We start from the raw sequence: 5,661 nt of genomic DNA, 5'->3' as shown, positions 1-5,661 counted from the left end.
TCTTATCGGATTGGTGGTGGGTTTCGGCCGACTTTCACGCTACGGCCTGGTTCGGTCGGCCTGCGGCTTTTACGTGTGGTTGATCCGGGGCATTCCTGTTCTGGTACTTTTGGTGATGCTGTTTTCCGGTATGGCTGCAGCAGGGCTATTTCGGTTCACAGATCTAGAGTTTGCAGGGATCAAGTTGACAGCTTCCTTCCAAGCTGCGGTCATTGGGCTGGCCATTCATGAAGGCGCCTATATGGCCGAGATTGTGCGTAACGGCATCCAATCCGTGGCACGCGGCCAAATTGAGGCCGCACGGTCACTAGGGATGAGTCCTTGGCTTGTGACTTGGAGAATCGTGATCCCCCAAGCCACCCGAGTAGTCATGCCACCATTTGGCAACGATTTCAACCATATGTTGAAGACCACTTCGCTTGCCAGCGTGATCGGTGTACCGGAGATCTTCCAGCTTACGGAAGCAATGTCGGCTACAACATTTAAAACCTTTGAATTGCTTACGGTGGTGGCCCTTAACTATCTTGTACTCACCGCGATCTGGAACACGATCCAGGGTGTTATTGAAACTCGCTTACGTGCGCACGAAATAGACCGGCCAGTCCGAAGTTGGTGGCAGAGCTTCGTCGTGTACTTAACGCCAAGCACGAATAGCTCCGAGCGTCGATCATGAAAACAGAGAATTTCCTGCCGCTTGTAAGGGCGCTCGATGTACGCAAGCGCTTCGGTGATACGGAGGTGCTGTGCGGCGTTAATTTAGATGTACATCGTGGGGAAGTTCTTTGCATCATCGGCCCTTCTGGATCCGGCAAGAGTACCTTCCTGAGGTGCATCAATCAACTCGAGATCTATCAAGAGGGGAAAATTTTTATCAATGATGATTTGATAGGTTACAAAGAAGCGGGAGGCCGGTTGCTCCCAATTGGTAGCCGACAGGTCGTACTGCAACGCCGCCGAATCGGTATGGTGTTCCAGCAGTTCAACCTTTTTTGGCATATGACTGTCTTGGAAAACATCATTGAAGCCCCTATCCGCGTGCTAGGTCAATCGGTAGCGCAGGCCAGCGAGAACGCCATGCGACTGCTCGAGCGGGTCGGTCTTGCGGCCAAGGCTGAGGCCTACCCGATGAAGTTGTCTGGTGGCCAACAGCAACGTGCTGCAATCGCGCGAGCATTGGCAATGAATCCTGAGCTGATGCTGTTTGACGAACCCACCAGCGCACTTGATCCGGAAACTACAGGAGAAGTGCTTTCGGTGATTTCTGAGTTGGCCTCCACTGGCATGACCATGATTATCGTGACACACGAAATGGGTTTCGCACGGCAGGTCGCAAATCGTGTAGTGCTCATGGAAGAAGGTCAGATCCGGCATGAGGCCCCACCCGATCAATTTTTTGGCAATCAAGCGCCAGCGCGTCTGAAAGCGTTTCTCTCCACCATTCACTAAAGTAAAAATATGACCACACTTGGCGCCAGTGCCTCACCACATGCACTGGCCACACAATCGGGTCAACGTGTGCTCCACGAAGGAGGCACTGCAGTTGACGCGGCTATTGCGACCTGCGCAGTACTGACTGTCGTCTACCCGCACATGAACTCAATTGGCGGCGACATCCAGGCGTTGTTAGCACTTCCAGACGGCCGGACTAAGGCGCTCGGCGGCAGCGGGGCAGCTGCAGCGGCCTTGAGCGCGCAGAACTTGCGCGGTAATCATGCGTCCATGCCGATCCACGGTGTTCATCCGATCACCGTACCAGGCGTGATAGCCGCATGGGGGGAACTGCACGCTCAAGGCGGACGCCTCCCATGGGCACGACTTTTGGAGGATGCTATTGCGTTAGCGCAAGGCGGGGTGCCAGTCGCTGCGGCTCTCGGGAGAGACCTCGACGCATTGCAGGAGCGGTTACGCTTAGATGCAGGGTTATTTGGCGTTTTTTTTCGACCAGACGGGCACGTATTGCGCGAGGGCGAAATCCTCAAGCAACCAGCCCTTGCTGTTAGCCTAGCTCTAATCGCCAAAGACGGCCCTGATGCGTTTTACAAGGGCGAAGTAGGTGCCAATTTTGTCAACGGGGTGCGGGCTCAAGGTAGCCTGCTGACCCGCGCCGACTTGGCTAGCCATCATTCACTTTGGCTTGAGCCGCTGTCCACAAGTTTCGGACCCTATGAAATACTGACAACGCCACCCGTATCCCAAGGCTTTGTGCTTATGCAGTTGCTAGCAGCGATGCGCCAAATGAACCTCGAGTCGGCCGATCCTAACGACAAAGCTGCGACAACGCTGGCGCGCCTTTGCGCCATCACAGCAGACCTTCGAGACCAATACCTTGGAGATCCAGAACATGCTCGGGTCGACATCGACTACTTACTATCCGACAGCGTGATCGGAGACTTGGTTCGCACAGCCAGCGATCTATCACTGCCAATACCGGCAACACCGCCTCTACCTCGGCCCAGTGGCGACACCGTGGCAATAGTGGCACAGGACGCGCTGGGTCATTCAGTGACAGTCATCCAAAGTATCTTTCACGCATTCGGGGCCGGTATGTTGGAGTCGTCAACGGGCATCGTGTGCCAGAACCGCGGTGCCGCCTTCACACTGCATGAAGGTCCTGCGGTGTTAACTGGTGGGAGCAGACCTCCGAGTTCGTTGACAGCAACTTTACTGCGCCGCAATGGAGAGATTGAGGCTGCCTTGGGCTGCATGGGGGGAAAGAGTCAACCGCAAATTCTCGCTCAGGTACTCATGCGCCTGCTGGTGGGAACTGCACCCGCCGATGCGCTAGCTGCTCCCCGCTGGGTTGTGGGTACGTTCGGGCAAGGCAATGAAAATGTAGTGCTGGCTGAATCTGCACTGGGCGATGCTGGCCGTCAAGCGCTTTCTCAAGTAGGGCTACCGCTGGTGTTTGGCGCCGAGCGCGACGATCGGGCAGGTCATGTTCAATTCGTACGCCGATACCCGGGTGGGAAGTTTGAAAGCGCCACTGATCCTCGAGGAGACGGTCATCAGAAGTTAAGCTGATCATGGGGGCACAATCGATCACATGGTGAATTCTAAAGCAGCGCCCTCATTGGCCACAACCCAGGAACCTCAGCGAACTAAGCAGACGACCTTGCCAGCTGCGGTTCGTCAACAGCGAATCTTCGAACTCGTGCGACAGGACGGGTACGTGCGAGTCTCCGAGTTGGCGAGGCATTTTGGTATTTCGCAGATGAGCGCTCGACGGGACCTGGACTCGCTCAGCAGGCAAGGGCTGATCCAGCGATCTCAAGGGGCAGCAGTAGCATTATCAGCAGAGGTAGCGTCCAGCGGAAACAGTGGCCTGAGCGATGCGGACATGCGGGAGTTGCAGTACGAGACGCGGCGGCGAAGGCAGATCGCTTCAAAGCAATCGATTGCACGCTCTGCTGCGGTGCTTTTATCATCTGATGACAATATTGCACTGGATGTCGGCAGTTCGGTGCTGACTCTTGCCCGTGAACTGAGCAAGCACGCCGGCATGCACGTATTCACGAACCATCTGCGCGTCGCGAGCCTGCTGGCCGGATCACGCTGTGTTGTGCTGATGCCAGGGGGAATCGTCCGGGCCCAAGAACTCTCCATATGTGGTGAGCAGGCAGTGAAAGATACCGCCCAGCGCTGGTTCAGCAAGGCATTTATTGGTTTGGCAGGTCTGACCGAGGACGGCGGGTTCGATTCCTCACCTGAGGACACACTGGTCAAACACGCCTACATCAAGCATGCGGACCAAGTGATTCTTCTTTGCGATTCCAGCAAGTTTGGCAAGCGATCGCTTGTGCGGGCCTGCGCACTGGATGAGATTGATGTGCTCATCACAGACGCACCTCCTCCACGAGCACTTGCAGCAGCCTTAGCCGCCGCTTCGGTCAAGGTGATAGTGGCCAACTGATTTGAAAGCCTGGACGTCTCAGTGGACTTGAACTTCAGACTCAGTTTAGATGACTCACGCGGCGCCTGCGGAGCAGTACCGAGAGAGCCTTAGACTGACGATGCCTCTCGACTCAATACAAGCGTCAGAGCGCGTTGCTCTTGGGCTTGATCCGGATAGCATCTAGCGCCGCCATTCCTGAACGACCGCTTAAGTGAGTTGGCATTTACCGCTTTGGGTCAGCAGTACGCGTTCGCACCAACTAAAGCGGACCTTCATCCCTTTGCTGAGATCCTGAGCTTTGCCACTGTCAACGCGTCTCCTTAAACCGGTCAGCGGCGATGCAAAATGTAGTGTGTTTGACCGACTGCTTCAGGGTTGAAGCCGATAAGTGCCTGCGGGAAACGACCGGCCGCTATCGCTGCATAGCCGTCGTCAACTCTGATCAATTTATTCCCAAGGTCGTGGACGCCTTTTGCTCTGAAGTTCCCCCACGTTCATCTCACCCTGAAGTGGAGCGGCGTAGAAGCGGTCAATCATCTCGGGACTAGTTCTTGCGTTGCGAGCCAGAGTCAATGTGTCCACCGTTCGACCGAACATCAATCGGAACATGATGCTGCTGTGCCGCAGGCTGTACAAGGTACGGGTTTCACCAGCAGTGCTCAGCTTCAAGCCTGTCACTTCCAGAACGATTTCAAACTGCCGAGCTAAAAGTTTCATGGCGTTGTCGCGCGATCCTGCTTCGGGCATGAACACATAGTCTTCAGGGTGGATGTCTCGGCCCAGTTCCAGCACCTGTCGACGCCTGATGCGTTCATACACTTTCACTGCCCATGGCATGGTGGTGATGGGAAACGTGTGCCCCTTGCTGGGTGGCAAGCTAAGCCGCAGGTAGGTCCATTCCCTTCGAATGATCTCCACATGCTTGTGCTGCATGTTGCGGATGTCGGTAGGGCGGATGTAGCTGTTGACCATGAACACTATCAAGTCCGCTAAGTCCTTGGTCATTTCGATACGCTTGATCAAACGGTCTGCAGGTCCTAGCTTGCCACCTGGCTCGCAAAAGTAGGAACCCTTGGTCTCCTCTGAATGTGCGCGCCACTCGACTCGTTTGCTAGCCAGCTTTTTGGCTACCTTGGTAATTTCTTTGTACTCGCCAACATTGAACCAGCCGCGTGGCTTATCCTCAATGCCCACCTTGGGAAATTCAGGGATGTGCTGAATGAAGCTGTGCCTAGCGGCATGTTGCAAAACCTTGCGGGTGAGCCCCATGTAGGCACCCAGCGTGCTGACACTCAGCTTGGGCACTTGGTTGGACAGCTTCTGCAAAAACTCGTCCAGCATCTTGTAGTTGATGCTGAGCACATCCGTTTGGCCGAAAAAGGGCAGGATGTGTTTGTCGTAGCGCAGCTGCATGTTGTCGTAACTGATCTTGGATAGCTGACTTCGGTTCAACTTGGCCAATTAACTGTCCATCAGCATCTTGGTGGCTTTGGCAAAAGTCACAACTTCTGCGGCGTTGACCTCAATGGGTAAGCCTTCAAAATTGCCACCCCTTATGCGGATGGTGATGTCGTCATAAAACCGCTTGGCTGCTTCCAGTGCGTCACGCTTGATTTCGGTCTTGGTGGTGCGCTTGAAGATGTGACTCTCGGCGTAATACCTGACCCACCAGTAGCTGGAAGCCGGAATCTTGAAGATCACCAGCTTGCGTGGGTAGCCGGGAATTCGCGTGATGGTTTCCTTGATGGGCACAGACCTGTGCCGTTCAT

At 55.0% G+C, this 5,661-nt stretch carries 5 protein-coding genes and 1 pseudogene; 4 read left to right on the top strand and 2 right to left on the bottom strand.

The window, feature by feature from the left end; translation table 11 throughout:
• The 4 genes from Q0O19_RS13710 to Q0O19_RS13695 all read left to right on the top strand — a co-directional run.
• The coding region (locus tag Q0O19_RS13710; protein WP_295523884.1) for an amino acid ABC transporter permease at positions 1–673 on the top strand (673 nt) is incomplete at its 5' end.
• A complete protein-coding gene (locus Q0O19_RS13705; RefSeq protein ID WP_295523882.1) occupies positions 670–1,446 on the top strand; it encodes an amino acid ABC transporter ATP-binding protein in 777 nt (258 codons plus the stop codon). The genes Q0O19_RS13710 and Q0O19_RS13705, both read left to right, overlap by 4 nt.
• A gap of 9 nt (positions 1,447–1,455) precedes the next feature.
• Positions 1,456–3,021, top strand: a complete 1,566-nt coding sequence (locus tag Q0O19_RS13700) for a gamma-glutamyltransferase (protein WP_295523880.1) — start codon at positions 1,456–1,458, stop codon at positions 3,019–3,021.
• Between the two features lie 91 nt (positions 3,022–3,112).
• Positions 3,113–3,910: a DeoR/GlpR family DNA-binding transcription regulator gene (locus Q0O19_RS13695; RefSeq protein WP_295523878.1), complete on the top strand. Its 798-nt coding sequence runs from the start codon at positions 3,113–3,115 to the stop codon at positions 3,908–3,910.
• 429 nt (positions 3,911–4,339) lie between these two features.
• On the opposite strand, the gene Q0O19_RS13690 is transcribed toward Q0O19_RS13695, so the two are convergent.
• Both Q0O19_RS13690 and Q0O19_RS13685 read right to left on the bottom strand, forming a co-directional pair.
• Entirely contained in the window at positions 4,340–5,353 is a 1,014-nt protein-coding gene (locus tag Q0O19_RS13690) for a hypothetical protein (protein WP_295523876.1), read from the bottom strand.
• Positions 5,354–5,661: pseudogene (locus Q0O19_RS13685) on the bottom strand (hypothetical protein); the annotation flags it as partial.

It is taken from the genome of Limnohabitans sp. Rim8 (assembly GCF_945869175.1).
Classification (GTDB): domain Bacteria; phylum Pseudomonadota; class Gammaproteobacteria; order Burkholderiales; family Burkholderiaceae_C; genus Limnohabitans_A.
The sequence above is the reverse complement of the archived record's forward strand: the minus strand, read 5'-3'. Positions and strand labels throughout refer to the sequence as shown.

Bases quoted from the DNA above. Each gene is read 5' to 3' on its own strand.
- Q0O19_RS13700 (WP_295523880.1), top strand. From the start codon at position 1,456: ATGACCACACTTGGCGCCAGTGCCTCACCACATGCACTGGCCACACAA.
- Q0O19_RS13705 (WP_295523882.1), top strand. From the start codon at position 670: ATGAAAACAGAGAATTTCCTGCCGCTTGTAAGGGCGCTCGATGTACGC.